Source organism: Zeimonas sediminis (genome assembly GCF_023721795.1).
Classification (GTDB): domain Bacteria; phylum Pseudomonadota; class Gammaproteobacteria; order Burkholderiales; family Burkholderiaceae_E; genus Zeimonas; species Zeimonas sediminis.
Genome location: NZ_JAMQYE010000002.1, coordinates 305,867 through 322,776 on the forward strand (window position 1 = coordinate 305,867; position 16,910 = coordinate 322,776).

Below are 16,910 nucleotides of genomic sequence, written 5' to 3' on the forward strand. Positions count from 1 at the left end.
TGGATGACTTGCGATTCAAGATGCGTGTTCGGGGCCGGATTTCAAGTCGCAACCGCTGCGCGCCGGCGGCCTGTCCCGTTCAGCCCTGCGCCACGGTGACCAGCGCCGGACGCAGCACGCGGTCGTTGATCAGGTAGCCCTTCTGCAGCACGGCCACCACGTGGTTGGCCGCCACCGGCGGATTGGCGGTATTGCCCGGCACCATCGAGATCGCCTGGTGCAGGTTCGGGTCGAACTTCTGGCCTGCCGGCTCGATCGCGAGCAGCTTGTTCTTCTCGAAGACCGAGGCGAGCAGGCGCAAGGTGGCCTCGACGCCTTCCTTCAGGTTCTCGATCGACGGCGACTCGGTGGCCAGCGCCAGCTCCAGGCTGTCACGCACCGGCAGCAGCGCCTCGGCGAAGGACTCGATCCCGTACTTGTGGGCCTTCGAGACCTCTTCCTGGCCGCGGCGGCGGACGTTCTCGGCCTCGGCGACCGCGCGCAGGTGCTGGTCCCTGAGTTCGGCGCACCGCGCCTCGAGCTCGGCGCACTTCGCCTCGAGCTCGGCGAGCCGGTCGGCGCCCGGCGGCGGCGCCCCCTCGCCGGACTGCTGCGAGCCGGCTGCCGGCCGGGAGGCCTCGGCCTGCGCTGCCGTCTCGTTTCCGGAACGCTGGGGAGCCGCGTCGGGCCCTGCTCGCTGCTCGTCGGTCATGCAATCCTCTCGAGAAAAATCAAAGACTTGCCGGGCTTGCGCCGGCTCAAAACCGAAATATCGGGGCGGTCGCCGGCGATTTCAAGCCGCGCCGCCGCCCGGCGCACGCCGCCGGCACGGAAACGGCGGCCGAGACCGGCACGGGCGCCCGCGCAGCCGCGCGCGCCGGCCGTAAACCGGGTCAGGCCTTCGCGCCGGCCGCGAGCGCCCGTTCGCGGCGGCGCGCCAGCGCTTCGCTGCGCCGGGCGGCCTGCTCCGGATCGGGCCGAAGCGTGTCCCAACCCGACAGGTGGCGCAAGGCGAGCCTGCCGAGCGCGTCGACGAAGGCCGGCGAGTCGTTCAGGCAGCCGATGTAGCGATAGTCGGTGCCCCCGCTCTCGAGGAAGGCCTGCTTGCCCTCGATCGCGATCTCCTCGAGGGTCTCGAGGCAGTCGGACACGAAGCCCGGGCAGACGACGTCGACCCGCCGGACGCCGGACTTGCCCAGCTCGCGAAGCGTGGGCTCGGTATACGGCTGCAGCCACTCGGCCCGGCCGAAGCGCGACTGGAAGGTGACCGTCCAGTCCGACCGGCCGAGCCCCAGGCGCTGGGCGAGCAGCCGGCCGCTGGCCAGGCACTCGCAATGGTAGGGGTCGCCCGCCAGCAGGGTGCGCTTCGGCACCCCGTGGAAGCTCATGACCAGCCGATCGGGCGGGCCGTCCTTCTCCCACTGGTCGCGGATCCGGGCGGCCAGCGCGTCGAGCCAGGCGTCGTCGTCGTGGAAGTCGCGCACCCAGCGCAGCTCGGGCTGGTTGCGCCAGCCGGCGAGCTCGGCATTGACCGCGTCGATCGCGGTGGCCGTCGTCGAGCCGGCGTACTGCGGATAGAGCGGCAGGACCAGTATCCGCTTCGTGTTGCGCTCGCGCAGCTGGCGCAATACCTTCGGGATCGAGGGGTTGCCGTAGCGCATCGCGAACGCCACGTCGACCTCGTGACCGGCATTGCCGAGCCAGCCGCGCAGCAGCGTGGCCTGCTTCGCGGTGTTCACCATCAGCGGCGAGCCCTCGGGCGTCCAGATCGTCGCGTACTTGTGCGCCGACTTGGCCGGGCGCGTGCGCAGGATCACGCCGTGCAGGATCGGCTTCCAGACCGCCGCGGGGATCTCCACGACCCGCGGATCCGACAGGAACTCGCGCAGGTAGCGGCGCACCGCGGCGGTTTCGGGCGCATCGGGCGTGCCGAGCTGCACGAGCAGCACCGCGGTGCGCTCGGGCATCGAGTGGTCGAAGGCCGAAGCCGAGGTGAAGGGCATCGCGCGCCGCCTCAGGCCAGCTGGAAGAACGGCGCCGGGCGCAGGATCTTGTTCTCCATCGACGCCAGCAGCGGCGAGGCCTTCGCCAGGTAGGCCTGCCAGTCCGGGTCGGCCGCCAGCCCGGCGCGCCGCTGCTCGCGGTCGGCCAGGCTCTCGTACTTCCACATGTGGACGACCTGGTTCAGCGGGCCGATGTCGTGCGACACGAACCAGCCGAAGGGCTCGCCCAGGTAGCGCTTCTGGATCGGCAGGCCCTGCTCGCCGTAGATCTTCAGGAACTCGTTGAGCTTGCCGGGGTGGACCTGGTAGGTGCGGTGGTCGATCAGCATTTTCTTGGGTGGGCAGGGGGAATGGGGAAGGGGGAAGGGAACAATGTGCGGCGGCGCGCGGCCGGCCGGGCCGTCCGTGGCTCAGCCGGTGTCTTGGCCTCGGGTCGGCGCCGCGCCGTGGCTCAGCGCAGAGGACACCAGCCTGGCGGTGATGTCGACGATCGGGATCACCCGCTCGTAGGCCATGCGGGTGGGGCCGATCACGCCCAGCGTGCCGATGATCCGGCCGTCGGCCTCGTAGGGGGCGACGACCACGCTCAGCTGGTCCATCGGCACCAGCTCGGACTCGCCGCCGATGAAGATCTGCACGCCCTGCGCCCGGCTGGAGGCGTCGAGCAGCTGCACCAGGCCGGTCTTCTGCTCGAACAGGTCGAACAGCCGGCGCAGCCGGTCGACGTTGTCGGCCAGGTCGGCCACGCCGACCAGGTTGCGCTCGCCCGAGATCACGACCGGATCGGCCTCTTCGGTGAGCGCCCGGGTGCTGGTCTCGACCGCCTTCTGCATCAGCGCGGTGATGTCGTCGCGCAGCGTGGCCAGCTCGCGCTGCAGCCGCTCGCGGATCGCGCCGAAGTCCAGCCCGGCGAAATTCTGGTTGATGTAGTTGGCCGCCTCGATCAGCTGCGACGACGTGTAGTCGCGCTCGGTGGTCAGGATGCGGTTCTGGACGTCGCCCTCGGGGGTGACGATGATCAGCAGCAGGCGGCGCTCGGACAGGCGCAGGAACTCGACCTGCCTGAACAGCGACGCTCGCCGCGGCGTCATGACGACGCCGGCGAAGTGCGACAGGCTGGAGAGCAGCGAGGCCGCGGTGGACAACACCCTCTGCGGCTCGTCGGCGCGCAGCCTGCCCTCGATCTGCTCGGTCTGCTCGTGCTCGAGCGGCTGCACGGTGAGCAGCGTGTCGACGAACAGCCGGTAGCCACGCGGCGTGGGGATCCGCCCCGCCGAGGTGTGGGGGCTGGCGATCAGCCCCATTTCCTCGAGGTCGGCCATCACGTTGCGGATCGTGGCGGGCGAAAGGTCGAGGCCGGAGTGCCGCGACAGCGTGCGCGAGCCGACCGGCTGTCCGTCCGCGATGTAGCGTTCGATCAGGGTCTTGAGCAGCGTCTGGGCGCGGGAGTCGAGCATGCGTTCATTTTAGAGCCAGTTCCGGAATCGGGGGCTTTCGGCCTAGGCCCGATGCACGAGGCCGAGGGCCGCGATCCGCCCCGGTCCTTGTGGTGTAATGCGCTCCGATGAGACCCCCGTTCCGCACCGTCGCCCTGGCCGGGCGCTACCAGACCGAAGGCGTCGCGCCGGCGATCGCCCAGATCGGCGACTACCTGCGCGGGCGCGGGCTCTCGGTGCTGCTCGAGCGCGGCACCGCCGAGTCGATCGGCCGGGCCGAAGACGCGGCCGACACCGAGGAGATCGGCCACCGCGCCGACCTCGCGGTCGCGATCGGCGGCGACGGCACCATGCTCGGCCTCGCCCGCGAGCTGGCGCCCTACGAGGTGCCGCTGGTCGGGATCAACCACGGGCGGCTCGGCTTCGTCACCGACATCGCGCTCGAGAACTGGCACGACGCGCTGGGCATGATCCTCGACGGCCACTACCACGCCGAGGAGCGCACGCTGCTCACCGCGCGGGTCGTGCGCGACCAGGAGATCGTCTGGAACGCGCTGGCGATGAACGACGTGGTGGTCAACCGCTCGTCGCGCGCCGGCATGATCGAGCTGCAGGTGCACGTCGACGACCTGTACATGTACAGCCAGCGCGCCGACGGCCTGATCGTCGCCACGCCGACCGGCTCGACCGCCTACGCGCTGTCGGCCAACGGCCCGATCCTGCACCCGCAGGTGCAGGGGATCGTCATGGTGCCGGTGGCCCCGCAGGCGCTGTCCAACCGCCCGATCGTGCTGCCCGACGACGTCACCATCACGATCCGGGTCGTCGAAGGGCGCGAGCCCCGCGTGGCAGGCGACATGCAGGTGTTCAGCGACCTGCACGTGGGCGACGACATCATCATCCAGCGCGCGCCCTTCCGCAGCCGCTTCCTGCACCCGCCCGACTACACCTACTACGCCACGCTGCGCGGCAAGCTCAACTGGCACGAACTGCCGATCCTGCAGCATCGACGCCGCTGACCATGCTGCTCGCCCTGCGCCTGCGCGATTTCGTCATCGTCGACGAGGCCGAGCTCGAGTTCGGCCCCGGCTTCACCGTGCTGTCCGGCGAGACCGGCGCCGGCAAGTCGATCCTGCTCGACGCGCTCGCCCTGGCCATGGGCGGACGGGCCGACGCCGGCGTGGTGCGCGAAGGCGCGAGCCGGGCGGACATCTGCGCGGTGTTCAGCAGCGAGCCCGGGCTCGACGCCTGGCTGGCCGAGCGCGAGCTCGCCGGCGATCCTGGCAGCGTGCTGCTGCGCAGGGTCGTCGACGCCGACGGCCGCTCGCGGGCGCTGGTCAACGGCAATCCGGCCACCGCCGCCCTGCTGCGCGAGCTCGGCGAGCGGCTGGTCGACATCCACGGCCAGCATGCCGCGCAATCGCTGCTGCGGGCCGACGGCCAGCGCCTGCTGCTCGACGCCTATGCCGGCCTGACCGACGATGCGCGCGCGCTCGGCGAGGCCTGGTCGGCCTGGCGGGCGCTGGCCCGCGAGATCGAGGCGGCCGAGACCGGGCAGCGCGAGCTCGCGCTCGAGCGCGACCGCCTGGCCTGGCAGGTCGGCGAGCTCGACAGGCTGCGGCTGGCGCCTGGCGAGTGGCAGGAACTGAACGAGGAGCAGAAGCGACTCGCGCACGCGGCTTCGCTGATCGAGGGCACGCGCGGCGCCGCCGATGCGCTGGCCGACAGCGACGACGCGCTGGCCGGCAGGCTGCACCAGATTCTCCAGCGACTGCGCCCGCTCGCGGCGATCGACGGCCGGCTCGGCGAGGCGATCGAACTGCTCGACAGCGCGGCGATCCAGGTCGACGAGGCCGCCTCGACGCTCTCCGCGTATGCCGACCGGGTCGACCTCGACCCGGACAGGCTCGCGCAGGCCGAGCAGCGGATCTCGGCGATCTTCGAAGCCGCGCGCAAGATGCGCATGACGCCCGACGAGATCCCCGACGCCCTCGAGTCGATGCGGCGACGGCTCGCCGAGCTCGAGGCCGCGCAGGACATCGAGGGCCTGCGGGCCAGGGCCGGCGCGGCCCGCGAGCGCTACGACGCGCTCGCCGGCAAGCTTTCGGCGGCCCGCCGCAAGGCTGCCGTGCGCCTGGCCGACGGCGTGTCCTCGCACCTGTCCGAGCTGGGCATGGCAGGCGGCAGGCTGGAGATCCGCTGCGAGCCGGCCGAGCCCTCGGCCTCGGGCTCGGATTCGGTCGAGTTCCGGGTGGCGGCCCACGCCGGCGCCACGCCCCGGCCCCTTGCCAAGGCGGCCTCGGGCGGGGAGCTCTCGCGGATCGGCCTGGCGATCTCGGTGCTCGCGGCGCAGGCCAACCCGGTGCCCACGCTGATCTTCGACGAGGCCGACGCGGGCGTGGGCGGCGCGGTGGCCGACGCGATCGGCGCGCTGATGCGCCGGCTGGGCGACGACCGGCAGGTGCTCTGCGTGACGCACCTGCCGCAGGTGGCGGCCAAGGCGCACCGCCACTACCGGGTCACCAAGGAAACCGCCGACGGCCGCACCGTGAGCCGGATCGAGCCGCTCGATCGCCCGGGCCGGGTGGAGGAGATCGCCCGGATGCTCGGCGGCGCCGAGATCACCGCCACCACCCGCAAGCACGCGCGGGAGATGCTCGCGCAGGGCTGAACGCCCCGGGGTGGCCCGCTCCCCGAGCGCCCGCCACCGCGTCTTCGGCGCTCCGGGCTCAGCCGCGATCGGCCGCCAGCCACTCCGGCGCCGGCAGCTCGTTGAACACCTTGCGCAGGCCCTGGCCCCACGCGACCCGGATGTGGCCGAAGTAGGCGTCGTCGGGCTCGATCCGGTGACGCAAGCCGACCCGGCACTCGTCGCGCCTGACGAAGGCCAGGTCGATCGGCAGGCCGACCGACAGGTTGCTCTTTATCGTGGAATCGAACGAGACCAGCGCGCACTTGATCGCCTCGTCGATCGGCGTCGACGGCCGGATCACCCGGTCGATGATCGGCTTGCCGTACTTGCTCTCGCCGATCTGGAAGTACGGCGTGTCGGGGCTGCTCTCGATGAAGTTGCCCTCGGCGTAGACGAGGAAGAGCCGCGGCGCGTCGCCGGCGATCTGGCCGCCGACCAGGAAGTTGCAGCTGAAGTCGACCCCGGCCTGCGACAGCTGGCTCGTCGAGTGGTGGTGGATCACCCGCCGCACCGCATCGCCGACCAGCGTGGCCGCGTCGAACATCGTGGCCACGCTCATCAGGTTCGGCCGGTCGGTGTGCAGCGCCTGGCGCAGCGTGCTCACCACCGCCTGGGTCGTGGCCAGGTTGCCCGAGTTCAGCAGCACGATCGCGCGCTCGCCGGGCGTCTCGAAGACCGACATCTTCGAGAAGGTCGACACGTGGTCGACGCCCGCGTTGGTGCGGGAGTCCGAGGCAAAGAGAAGGCCCTCGTCGAGGGCCATGGCGACGCAGTAGGTCATCGAGGCGGGATGGGGTTCATTGGTCGGCGGCGCGCACCCAGGCCTTGGTGGACAGGCGCTCGTGCCCGCCGCCCAGGCGCACGCCCCGCACCGGGCAGGCGTCGAGGTAGTCGAGCCCGATCGCGAGCTTGACGTGGGCGCCGCCGGCATGGCGGGCATTGCTGATGTCGAAGCTGACCCAGCGGTTCATGATCCAGACCTCGGCCCAGGCGTGGCTGGCGACCTGCTCGAAATCGGACGAGTAGACGTAGCCGCTCACGTAGCGGCAGGGCACGCCGAGCGCCCTCGCGCAGGCGATGAAGACGTGGCTGTGGTCCTGGCAGACCCCGGCGCCGGCCTCGAAGGCCTCGGCGGCGGTGTGGTGGACCTCGGTGACGCCCGGCGTGTACGGCATCCGGTCGACGATCGCGTTCATCAGGTCGGTGATCCCGATCAGCGGCCTGCCGGCCACGGTGCGCCGCATCGGCTCGACGAAGGCCCGGATCGCGTCGTCGGCCTCGGTGAGCGCCGTTTCGCGCAGGAAGACGCGCGGATCGATGCGACCGGCCGGCTCGCCGTCGTCCATCTCGTCGACCTCGATCCGGCCGCGGGCCACCAGCGAGATCTCGGCCGGCGGCGCGTCGAGCGCCAGCACGTGGGTCACGTTGTCGAAGGCGTCCTTCATGACCAGCGCGGGGGCCGGCATCTCGACCGCCCACTCGAGCACGCGCTGGCGGGCCGACGGATAGGGCGAGAGCCGGATGTACTGCGTGCTGCGGCTCGGCGGGTCCGCGTAGCGGTAGGTGGTCTCGTGGAAGACGGTCAGCTGCATGGTCGGACGGCGCTCACTTCATCTCGAGGTAGGCCGCGTGGACCGCCTCGCCCAGCTGCACGTTGTCGCGCAGGAACATCTCGAGGAACTCGTGCATGCCCAGCGCGAGCACCTCGGACACGTCGCCGTAGGCCAGCCTGGCGTGGATCGTGGCCGCCAGCCGGCGCGCGGGCCGGCCCGACTGCTGGGGAAGCTGGCGCAGGATGCCCTCGATCCGGTCGAAGCAGAACCGCAGCGAGCGCGGCAGCCTCGGATCGAAGATCAGCAGCTCCGCCACCCGGCGCGCGTCGACCGCGTCGCGGTAGGTGTCGCGATAGGCCTCGAAGGCCGACACCGAACGCAGCACCGAGGTGAGCCGGTAGTAGTCGGAGTACTCGGTCTCGGCATCGGCCGCGGCGGCCCGGCGCGAGGCCGCGTACTGCTTGACCGACAGGATGCGCGCGGTGTTGTCCGCCCGCTCGATGTAGGCGCCGAGCAGGATGAACAGGTGCGGCTGGTCGCGCCTGATCGTGGCCGACGTGACGCCGTTGAACAGGTGGCTGCGTTCCTTGACCCATTCGAAGAACGGCGAGTCGACCGGCTGGCCGCCGGCCCGGCGCTTCTGCTGCAGCTGCAGCCAGGTGTCGTTGATCGTCTCCCACATCTCGGAGGTGATCACGCCGCGCACGGTGCGGGCGCTCTCGCGGCTGGCCTCCAGGCAGTTGGCGATGCTCGACGGATGCTGCGGGTCCCAGGCCAGGAAACGGGCGACCCCCTCCGAAGTGGCCGGCAGGCCGCTCGCCTCGAAGGCTGCGAGCGTGTCGGTGATGACCAGCGGCTCGATCGCGTCGCCGCCGTCCTCGGCCGAAAGCAGCGCGAGCGACTGGCCGACGTCGAGGATCCGCGCCATGTTCTCGGCGCGCTCGAGGTAGCGCGACATCCAGTACAGGTGCGAGGCGACGCGCGACAGCATCAGCGCTCTCCGTGCGCGGTCGGCGCGATGCCCGCCGGCGGCTCGGGCGGCGTCAGCTCGTGGGCCTCCTCGGGCATGACCGGCGGCACCGGCTCGATCGCGAGACCGGCCGCCGCCTCGGCGTGATCGCGCGCCGCCGCGCTGCCCGGCTCGTCGACGACCCAGGTGTCCTTCGTGCCCCCGCCCTGCGAAGAGTTGACCACCAGCGAGCCCTTGCGCAGCGCGACCCGGGTCAGCCCGCCGGCGACCATCCGGACATCGCGCCCGACCAGCACGAAGGGCCGCAGGTCGACGTGCCGCGGCGCGATCCCCTCGTCGACGAAGGTCGGGCAGGTGGACAGCGACAGCGTCGGCTGCGCGATGTAGTTGGCCGGCTCGGCCCTCAGGGCCTGCGCGAAGCGGGCGATCTCGTCGGCGGTGCTGGTCGGGCCGACCAGCATGCCGTAGCCGCCCGCCCCGTGCACTTCCTTGACCACCAGCTCGGGCAGGTGGTCGAGCACGTACTTCAGGTCGTCGGGCCTGCGGCAGATCCAGGTCGGCACGTTCTTCAGGATCGGTTCCTCGCCGAGGTAGAACCGGATCATCTCGGGAACGTAGGGGTAGATCGACTTGTCGTCGGCCACGCCGGTGCCGATCGCGTTGGCGATCACCACGTTGCCGAGCCGGTAGGCGGCGAGCAGCCCGGGCACCCCGAGCATCGAGTCGGGCCGGAAGGCCAGCGGATCGAGGAAGCTGTCGTCGATCCGCCGGTAGATCACGTCGACCCGCTGGGGCCCCGACGTGGTGCGCATCCACACGAAGCCGTCGCGCACGAACAGGTCCTGCCCCTCGACCAGCTCGATGCCCATTTGCCGGGCGAGGAAGGCGTGCTCGAAGTAGGCGCTGTTGTAGCGGCCCGGGGTGAGAAGCACCACCGTGGGGTTGTCGACCTCGGTGGATGCACGAAGAGTGTGCAGCAGCAGCGCGGGATAGTGCTCGACCGGGCGCACCGCGTGGCTGCGGAACAGGTCGGGGAACAGGCGCATCATCGTGCGCCGGTTGCTCAGCATGTACGACACGCCCGACGGCACCCGCAGGTTGTCCTCGAGCACGTAGTACTGGCCGTCGGCATCGCGGACGATGTCGACGCCTACGATGTGCGCGTAGATGTCGCGGGGCACGCGGGTGCCGATCATCGCGACCTGGTACTGGTCGTTGACCAGGATCTGCTCGGCCGGAATGACGCCGGCCCGCAGGATCTCCTGGCCGTGGTAGATGTCGGCCAGGAAGCGGTTGATCGCGGTGACCCGCTGGACCAGCCCGCGCTCGAGCATCGACCACTCCGAGCCCGGGATGATCCGCGGAACCGGATCCGAGGGGATCAGCCGCTCGGTGCCGCCTTCGTCGCCGTACACCGCGAAGGTGATCCCGCTGCGCCGGAACAGCAGGTCGGCCTCGGCCCGCTTGGCCGCCATGGAGTCGGCGCTGGTCGCGGCGAGCCAGCGGCCATAGGCGCCATAGTGCGGCCGGCACTCGCCGCGCGCATCGAGCATCTCGTCGAAGATGCCCGGCGGCGGGTGGATCGGGGTCAGGTTCGTCGCGCTCATGCCCGCAACTTAGCAAGCGGCGTGCCCGTTGTCAGCACTCGGCTGCGGCACGCGCCGCTGCTCGGGCTCCACGACGCGAGGCGGCCGGCCGCATCAGCCGCGGCGATGCGGGCAGTTCTTGCGGACGCAGTTCGCGTAGAGCGCGAGCGCGTGGTCCTGCAGCTCGAAGCCGCGCTCCTGGGCGATCTTCTGCTGCCGCTTCTCGATCTCGGCGTCGAAGAACTCCTCGACCCGCCCGCACTGCAGGCAGACGAGGTGGTCGTGGTGCTTGCCCTCGTCGAGCTCGAAGACCGACTTGCCGGCCTCGAAGTTGCTGCGCTTGAGCAGGCCGGCCTGTTCGAACTGGGTCAGCACGCGATAGACGGTGGCCAGGCCGATGTCCTGGTTCTCGGCCAGCAGCTCGCGGTAGACGTCTTCGGCGCTCATGTGGCGCTGCTTGCCCTGCTGGAAGATCTCGAGGATCTTCAGCCGCGGCAGCGTGGCCTTCAGGCCCATGCTCTTCAGTTCTAGGGTGGCTGACATGGCGGTCGCCTGGCGTGCAAACGGGTGGACGTATGATATCGACTTTCGTTTCGGGCCCGCCCCTTGCCGGCAAGATGAACACGGATACTGCATTCACGGCGCGCAGCCGCGCTGCCCGGCTGGCGATCGCCTGCCTTGCGGCCGGCGTCGCGCTCGGCTCGGCGGGTTGCGCGTCGAAGGACGCTTCGCGAAGCGGCCTGTTCGAGCCTTACCGCAGCGGCCTGCCGCAGGGCAACTACCTGACCCGCACGCAGGTCGACCAGGTGCGCGAGGGCATGTCGCGCGACCAGGTCCGCTTCCTGCTCGGCACGCCGCTGCTCGGCCACGTCTTCCACACCGATCGCTGGGACTACGTCTTCAGCTTCAAGCACCCCAACGGGCGGACCGAGCTGCGCCGGGTCACCGTGCGCTTCGCCAACGACCGGGTCAGCGCAATCGAGGCCGACGAGCTGCCGCTGCGCGAGGATCCGAGCGATCCGGCGCTGCCCGGCTTCCGTCCCGCCGACGACAAGAAGGGATCCTGACCGATGACGATGCGCATCGCGATCGCAGGCGCGTCCGGCCGCATGGGCCGGATGCTGATCGAGACCGTGGCCGACGCCGAAGACGCCGAGCTGGTCGGCGCGCTCGACGTGGCGAGCAGCCCGCTGCTGGGCCGCGAGGCCGGCGAGTTCGCCGGCCGCACCACCGGCATCGCGATCACCGCCGACCTCGACGCGGCGCTGGCCGGCGCCGATTTCCTGATCGACTTCACCCGCCCAGAGGGCACGCTGCGCCACCTCGAGGCCTGCCTGAAGCACGGCGTGAAGGCGGTGATCGGCACCACCGGCTTCGACGCCGACGGGAAGGCCGCGATCGAGGCTGCGGCGCAGCGCACCGCGGTGGTCTTCGCGCCGAACATGGCTGTAGGGGTGAACGCCACCTTCAAGCTCCTGGAGGTCGCCGCGAAGATCCTCGCCAGCGGCTACGACGTCGAGATCATCGAGGCGCACCACCGCCACAAGGTCGACGCGCCGTCCGGCACGGCGCTTCGGATGGGCGAGGTCGTCGCGCAGGCGCTGGGCCGCGACCTGAAGAAGGTGGCCGTGTACGGCCGCGAGGGCGTCACGGGCGAGCGGGACCCGTCCACGATCGGTTTCGCCACGGTGCGCGGCGGCGACATCGTCGGCGACCACACGGTGATGTTCGCCGGCATCGGCGAGCGGATCGAGATCACGCACCGCTCGGCCAGCCGCGTCACCTACGCGCACGGGGCGCTGCGGGCCTGCCGCTTCCTGGCCGGCCGCGACACCGGGCTCTACGACATGCAGGACGTGCTGGGGCTGCGCTAGGGCCGCCCCGAGGCCGGCCGGGTCAGCGCATCGCGCCGCCGGGCGTGCTGCGGGCGCCGAAGCGGCGGCGCAGCGCCTCGCAAGGATCCTCGCGCTCGACAGGCTCCACCGCGAACCAGTGGTCGAAGCGCCCTTCCGGAGCCGAGCCGCGTTCGCCGATCCCCACCGCCACCCCTCGCTCGCCCGGCAGCAGGTCGGCGAGATGGCGCGGCACGCCGATGTCGGTGCGAACGTGCCCGTTGCCGGCCAGCAGGACCACCGGCAGGCCGGTGCGCCGATGCGCATCGACCATCGCGCGGGCCATCGTGGCGTCGCGCGCCAGTTGCACGCGGACCATCGCCGCCACGGCCCGCTCGGACAGCAAGCCGCAGTGGCCGTCGCGGATCGCCGCGGCCATCGTCCCGGCATCGTCCGCGCTCCAGCCGCCCGGCGGACCGACTTCGACGACCGGCCTGTCCCGGCGCACCGGGAGGTTGGCCGCCACCAGCGGCAGGCCGCGTTCGAGCGCGAGCGCGACGACCGGCTCGTAGAGGGCCCAGTCCCAGCCTTCGAACGAGAAACCGGCCGACTCGGCCAGCTCGCGGGCGGCCGCGCGCGGATCGGCGGCGACCCGGCCGCCGAGCCTCGCGCGGGCCTCGTCGAGCCGCGCCTGCGCGGGCGCGTCGAACTGCTCCAGCGCGATCGCCCAGCGGCGCGCGGCAGTCATCTCGCGCAGCCAGTCGAGTCGCAGGCGATGGCCGGCCGGGTTGTCGTGGACCTCTCCGAGCAGCGCGAACCGAGCCGAGGCCAGCGCCCCGGGCAGCGGCGGCGACCCGTCGACCCCGTCGACGGACCGCTGCGACGGCGCGGCGCAGGCGGCGAGCGCGAGGCCGGCGAGCGACCCGAGCGCGCGCCTGCGGACCGCGCAGGGCGCCGGCTCGCCGGCGGGCGAAGGCGCGAGAGGGGATTCGGTTGGCCGACACATCGTTAAAGTATGCGGCAGACGGCGAATCCGGCACCTGTGCCCCCGCGCCATCACCGAGAATGGTTCTAGTTTGCAATATGATTTCGAGGATGAACCGTCGAGCGCTCGTCCCTGCCGCGGCCACCGTCGCCCTGCACCTCGCGGTGCTCGCCGGCGTGGCGATGCTGGCCGACGCGCCCGGCGTGCCCGAGCCGGTGGAGCCGCTGCGGGTGACCCTGCTGACGCCGCCGGTGCCGGAACCTGCGCCGGTCGTTCCGCCGACCGTTGCGCCGGGTCTCCCGTCTGCCGCAGCGGCACCGCAGCCTCGGCAGGCCGAGCCGCCGCCGGCACCGAGGTCGGAACCGCCGCCGCCACCGAAGCCGGAGCCGGCGCCGCTCACGGCGAAGCCCGCCCCGGTCCGGAAGGAGCCGACGCCCCCTCCCAGGCCGAAGCCCGAACAGAAGACGGAAACCACACTCCGGCCGGCCCCGCAGGCGCGGCCGTCTGCCGCGCCGCAACCGAGGCCCGCGCCGGAACCGAGGCCCGCGCCGGCGCCGATGCCTGCGCCCGCGCCGACGCCGGCGCCGAGCCCGGCACCGCCCCCGGAGGGCACGGCGACGCCGAGCGCCCCGGCGCCGACGGCCGAGACGCCGTCGAGCGCGGCATCGCGACCCGCGGCTGCGCCTTCGGCAGGGGCGGCCGCGCAGGCCCCGGCGGTCGCGAGCGCCGCGGCGCCGGCCGGGCCGCGCCGCACCGCGCCGCGCGTCGACGCCAGCTGGGCCGGCAACACCCCGCCGCCCTACCCGATGCGTGCGAGGCGGATGGGCGACCAGGGCGAGGTACTGCTCGACGTGCGGGTGGGCGCCGACGGCCGGGTGACCGACGTCCGGCTCAAGCGCTCGAGCGGCTCGGAGCTGCTCGACAGGACCGCGATCGACACGGTGCGGCAGTGGCGATTCACGCCCGCCACCGTCGACGGCGAGCCGGTGGCCGAGTGGTATCGCGACTGGAAATGGGTATTCCGCCTGAACGGCTGACGGGCAAGGCGCCCCGACCGACCGGGCTTCATCGAGGACAGAGCGAATGCAGGAACGGGAACTCGGATTGATGCACTTCTGGCAGGCCGGCGACGCGGTCACGCACGGCGTGGCCTACCTGCTGCTGGCGATGTCGCTGGTCAGCTGGTACTTCATCCTGTCGAAGGCCTGGACCGCGTGGCGCCAGCGGCGCAGCGCGAAGGCGGCGCTCGAGCGATTCTGGAACGCGCGCTCTCTCGACGAGGCGCTGGCCACGATGCGCGACACCGACACCGAGCGCGTGCTGCTGCCGATGACCGAGAAGGCCGTCGCCGCCGCGACGATGCGGCCGGACCAGTCGCTGGCGGCCTCGGTCGACCGCGAGGAGATGCTGACCCGGGTGCTGCGCGGCGAGATCACGCAGATCTCGTCGAGGATGGAGAGCGGCCTGACCTTCCTCGCCTCGGTCGGCAGCACCGCCCCCTTCGTCGGCCTGTTCGGCACGGTCTGGGGCATCTACCACGCGCTGATCGCGATCGCGAGCAGCGGCCAGGTGCTGATCGACAAGGTCGCCGGCCCGGTAGGCGAGGCGCTGGTGATGACCGCGGCCGGCCTGGCGGTCGCGATCCCGGCGGTGCTGGCCTACAACGCCTTCGTGCGGGTCAACCGGATCGCGCTGGCCGAGCTCGACGGCTTCGCGCACGACCTGCTGGCGCTGCTGCTCACCGGCAGCAGGCTGAAGGAATCGGGCGAGCGCGACGGCCTGAAAGGGCCGGTGGCGCCGCTGACCGGCGGCGCGATGGTCCGCTGAGCCGCGAGGAGAACGCGCAATGGCATTCGGATCGCTCGGTTCTGGAAGCAACGGCCAGCCGATGGCCGAGATCAACACGACCCCGCTGGTCGACGTGATGCTGGTGCTGCTGGTGATCTTCATCATCACCGCGCCGCTGCTCACCCATGCGATCAGGCTGGACCTGCCGAGGGCCGAGGCGCCGCCCGCGGCCGAGAAGCCGGAGACGATCGCGCTGTCGATCGACGCGGCGGGCGGGCTCTACTGGAACAACGATCCGCTCGACGGCATCGCGACCTTGTCGGCGCGGCTCGCCGACGCGGCCACGCGCACGCCGCCGCCGGAACTGCACCTGCGCGCCGATCGCGACACGCGCTACCAGCGGATCGCCGAGGTGATGTCCGCCGCACGGTCGGCCGGCGTGACGAACATCGGCTTCGTCACCGACCCGACCGGCCTTCCACCCAGTCCAGCAGCGGCCGCCAGGTAGCGAGGTCCTTCTCCACGCGCTGGTTCGGCACGTCGAACAGCGTCAGGCCGTGCGCGGCCAGGTGCAGGTAGTTCTGCGTGTCGCGCAGCATGCCCGCCACCGGCAGCTCGAGCGTCTCGACGAAGCGGCCGAGCTGCTCGGCCGAGTGCGTGCGAGGATCGACCCGCATGCCCACGACCGCGACGGTCTCGCGATACTCGCCCGGGCTCCGGAAGGCCTTGCGCAGGTTCTCCAGGAAGGCGCCGGTGGCCAGCACGTCGAACATCGAGGGCTGAAGCGGCACGACGATCCGGTCGGCCACGCGCACCACGTCGGCGAGCCGCCGGGCATCGATCTGGGCAGGCGTGTCGAGCACCACGTGCGTGACGCCCTTGGGCGGCCGCGCCACGCGGCCGTCCATCGCCCAGGTCTCGATGGCGGGGAGCGCCTCGGGGCGCAGGCGCAGCCAGTGCACCGACGACTGCTGACGGTCGAAATCGCCGAGCATCGTCCGGCGCCCCGAGCCGGCGAAATAGCCGGCGAGATTCGTCGCGAGGGTCGTCTTGCCGACCCCGCCCTTCGGATTGACCACGGCCACGACCGGCATGTCCCGAACTCCCGAATGCGGCAACGCGTTCGATGTTAGCGCAGGCTGCGCGGTCGCATCGCTTCGCGGACCGGTCGCGCGGGAAATCAGCGCGCAGGCCGCCCCTGGCCGGCGCTCGGCGGCGAACGGGCCGCGTCGATCGCCTCGCACAGCGCGGCGACGGCGGCCAGGGCCCTGGGGCCCGGCCGTTGCAGCACGACCGGGTCCAGGTAGGCGAAGCGCGCCGGCCCGGCGGGCTCCACGAGCCCCAGCTGTCGCCACCGCGCGATCGCCCCCGGGGAGTCGGTGGCCACGACGAGCGCCGGGCGGGCCGCCAGCACCCGCTCGACGTCGATCCGCGGCGCGGCGCCGGGCAGCGACCCGGCCACGTTGACGCCACCGCAGGCCGCGATCGCGTCGCCGATCATGTCGCGATCGCTGATCGTGATCAGCGGATTCCCCCAGACCTGCACGAAGACCGGCAGCGCCACGCTGCCCGCCCAGCGGGCGCGAAGCGCCGACAGCTCCGCGGCGAAACGCCCGGCAGCGGCGCGCCCCGCGGCGCCGCCGTCGGGCGCCAGCCGCGCGAAGCGCGCGAGGCTGCCGGCGATCGAATCGAGCGTGCGCGGATCGGAAACGAAGACCGGCACGCCCAGCCGGGCCATGCGCCCGACGAAACCCGGCCGCACCGCGGGCGCCCAGGCGACGACAAGGTCGGGGCGCATCGCGACCAGCCGCTCGACCGCGGGCTCGGGCAGCGCGCCGACCTTCGGCAGCCCCCTGGCCTCGGGCGGGTGATCGCTGTCCGGATCGACCGCGACGACCTGCCCGCCCAGGCCGGCGGCGAACAGCAGCTCGGTCGCGTGCGGCGCGAGGGACACGATCCTCCGCGGCAAGCGCTCGAGGCGGATCGATGCGCCGGTATCGTCGACCAGCGAGATCGGAGCGCTGCCGTCGCTCCCCGGGCCAGCCGCGCCCGCCGCCCCGGCCGCACCCGCACCCGCACCCGCAGC

At 72.1% G+C, this 16,910-nt stretch carries 19 protein-coding genes; 7 read left to right on the forward strand and 12 right to left on the reverse strand.

What is annotated here, in order from left to right; translation table 11 throughout:
• Positions 1–79: 79 nt before the first annotated feature.
• The 4 genes from grpE to hrcA form a co-directional block, all read right to left on the reverse strand.
• Positions 80–691: a nucleotide exchange factor GrpE gene (gene grpE / locus M6I34_RS16820; protein ID WP_272486966.1), complete on the reverse strand. Its 612-nt coding sequence runs from the start codon at positions 689–691 to the stop codon at positions 80–82.
• Positions 692–872: 181 nt separating this feature from the next.
• Positions 873–1,982, reverse strand: a complete 1,110-nt coding sequence (gene hemH, locus M6I34_RS16825; protein WP_272486967.1) for a ferrochelatase — start codon at positions 1,980–1,982, stop codon at positions 873–875.
• A gap of 11 nt (positions 1,983–1,993) precedes the next feature.
• The gene (locus tag M6I34_RS16830; protein ID WP_272486968.1) at positions 1,994–2,311 is read right to left on the reverse strand and encodes an NIPSNAP family protein; all 318 of its coding nucleotides are present in this window, start codon (positions 2,309–2,311) and stop codon (positions 1,994–1,996) included.
• Between the two features lie 81 nt (positions 2,312–2,392).
• The gene (gene hrcA / locus M6I34_RS16835; protein ID WP_272486969.1) at positions 2,393–3,439 is read right to left on the reverse strand and encodes a heat-inducible transcriptional repressor HrcA; all 1,047 of its coding nucleotides are present in this window, start codon (positions 3,437–3,439) and stop codon (positions 2,393–2,395) included.
• 107 nt (positions 3,440–3,546) lie between these two features.
• Between hrcA and M6I34_RS16840 the strand changes: the two genes are divergently transcribed.
• Complete coding sequence (locus M6I34_RS16840; protein WP_272486970.1) at positions 3,547–4,437, forward strand: NAD kinase; 891 nt, start codon at positions 3,547–3,549, stop codon at positions 4,435–4,437.
• Between the two features lie 2 nt (positions 4,438–4,439).
• Positions 4,440–6,089 (forward strand): DNA repair protein RecN, encoded by a 1,650-nt coding sequence (gene recN, locus M6I34_RS16845; RefSeq protein ID WP_272486971.1) that lies wholly within the window; start codon positions 4,440–4,442, stop codon positions 6,087–6,089.
• Positions 6,090–6,147: 58 nt separating this feature from the next.
• Here recN and M6I34_RS16850 read toward each other — a convergent pair whose 3' ends face one another.
• The 5 genes from M6I34_RS16850 to fur form a co-directional block, all read right to left on the reverse strand.
• Positions 6,148–6,891, reverse strand: coding sequence for a proteasome-type protease (locus M6I34_RS16850; protein ID WP_272486972.1), 744 nt, complete (start codon positions 6,889–6,891; stop codon positions 6,148–6,150).
• Positions 6,892–6,907: 16 nt separating this feature from the next.
• The gene (locus tag M6I34_RS16855; RefSeq protein WP_272486973.1) at positions 6,908–7,702 is read right to left on the reverse strand and encodes a transglutaminase family protein; all 795 of its coding nucleotides are present in this window, start codon (positions 7,700–7,702) and stop codon (positions 6,908–6,910) included.
• 13 nt (positions 7,703–7,715) lie between these two features.
• Complete coding sequence (locus M6I34_RS16860; RefSeq protein ID WP_272486974.1) at positions 7,716–8,654, reverse strand: alpha-E domain-containing protein; 939 nt, start codon at positions 8,652–8,654, stop codon at positions 7,716–7,718.
• The gene (locus tag M6I34_RS16865; RefSeq protein ID WP_272487225.1) at positions 8,654–10,186 is read right to left on the reverse strand and encodes a circularly permuted type 2 ATP-grasp protein; all 1,533 of its coding nucleotides are present in this window, start codon (positions 10,184–10,186) and stop codon (positions 8,654–8,656) included. The genes M6I34_RS16860 and M6I34_RS16865 overlap by 1 nt, the downstream gene beginning before the upstream one ends.
• A 147-nt stretch (positions 10,187–10,333) precedes the next feature.
• Positions 10,334–10,762 (reverse strand): ferric iron uptake transcriptional regulator, encoded by a 429-nt coding sequence (gene fur, locus M6I34_RS16870; RefSeq protein WP_272486975.1) that lies wholly within the window; start codon positions 10,760–10,762, stop codon positions 10,334–10,336.
• Positions 10,763–10,836: 74 nt separating this feature from the next.
• On the opposite strand from fur, the gene M6I34_RS16875 reads away from it, so the two are divergent.
• Together M6I34_RS16875 and dapB are read left to right on the forward strand one after the other, a co-directional pair.
• Entirely contained in the window at positions 10,837–11,286 is a 450-nt protein-coding gene (locus M6I34_RS16875; protein ID WP_272486976.1) for an outer membrane protein assembly factor BamE, read from the forward strand.
• A gap of 3 nt (positions 11,287–11,289) precedes the next feature.
• The gene (dapB, locus tag M6I34_RS16880) at positions 11,290–12,093 is read left to right on the forward strand and encodes a 4-hydroxy-tetrahydrodipicolinate reductase (RefSeq protein ID WP_272486977.1); all 804 of its coding nucleotides are present in this window, start codon (positions 11,290–11,292) and stop codon (positions 12,091–12,093) included.
• A 22-nt stretch (positions 12,094–12,115) separates the two neighbouring features.
• On the opposite strand, the gene M6I34_RS16885 is transcribed toward dapB, so the two are convergent.
• The gene (locus M6I34_RS16885; RefSeq protein ID WP_272486978.1) at positions 12,116–13,057 is read right to left on the reverse strand and encodes a ChaN family lipoprotein; all 942 of its coding nucleotides are present in this window, start codon (positions 13,055–13,057) and stop codon (positions 12,116–12,118) included.
• 536 nt (positions 13,058–13,593) lie between these two features.
• On the opposite strand from M6I34_RS16885, the gene M6I34_RS16890 reads away from it, so the two are divergent.
• The 3 genes from M6I34_RS16890 to M6I34_RS16900 are packed head-to-tail and all read left to right on the forward strand — an operon-like array spanning position 13,594 to position 15,332.
• Positions 13,594–14,073: an energy transducer TonB gene (locus tag M6I34_RS16890; protein ID WP_272486979.1), complete on the forward strand. Its 480-nt coding sequence runs from the start codon at positions 13,594–13,596 to the stop codon at positions 14,071–14,073.
• 46 nt (positions 14,074–14,119) lie between these two features.
• Complete coding sequence (locus M6I34_RS16895; protein WP_272486980.1) at positions 14,120–14,863, forward strand: MotA/TolQ/ExbB proton channel family protein; 744 nt, start codon at positions 14,120–14,122, stop codon at positions 14,861–14,863.
• Positions 14,864–14,882: 19 nt separating this feature from the next.
• The gene (locus tag M6I34_RS16900) at positions 14,883–15,332 is read left to right on the forward strand and encodes an ExbD/TolR family protein (protein WP_272486981.1); all 450 of its coding nucleotides are present in this window, start codon (positions 14,883–14,885) and stop codon (positions 15,330–15,332) included.
• Here M6I34_RS16900 and M6I34_RS16905 read toward each other — a convergent pair.
• Together M6I34_RS16905 and M6I34_RS16910 are read right to left on the reverse strand one after the other, a co-directional pair.
• Positions 15,283–15,918, reverse strand: coding sequence for a ParA family protein (locus M6I34_RS16905; RefSeq protein WP_272486982.1), 636 nt, complete (start codon positions 15,916–15,918; stop codon positions 15,283–15,285). The genes M6I34_RS16900 and M6I34_RS16905 overlap by 50 nt on opposite strands.
• A gap of 86 nt (positions 15,919–16,004) precedes the next feature.
• The gene (locus tag M6I34_RS16910) at positions 16,005–16,778 is read right to left on the reverse strand and encodes a helical backbone metal receptor (RefSeq protein ID WP_272486983.1); all 774 of its coding nucleotides are present in this window, start codon (positions 16,776–16,778) and stop codon (positions 16,005–16,007) included.
• Positions 16,779–16,910 lie beyond the last annotated feature (132 nt).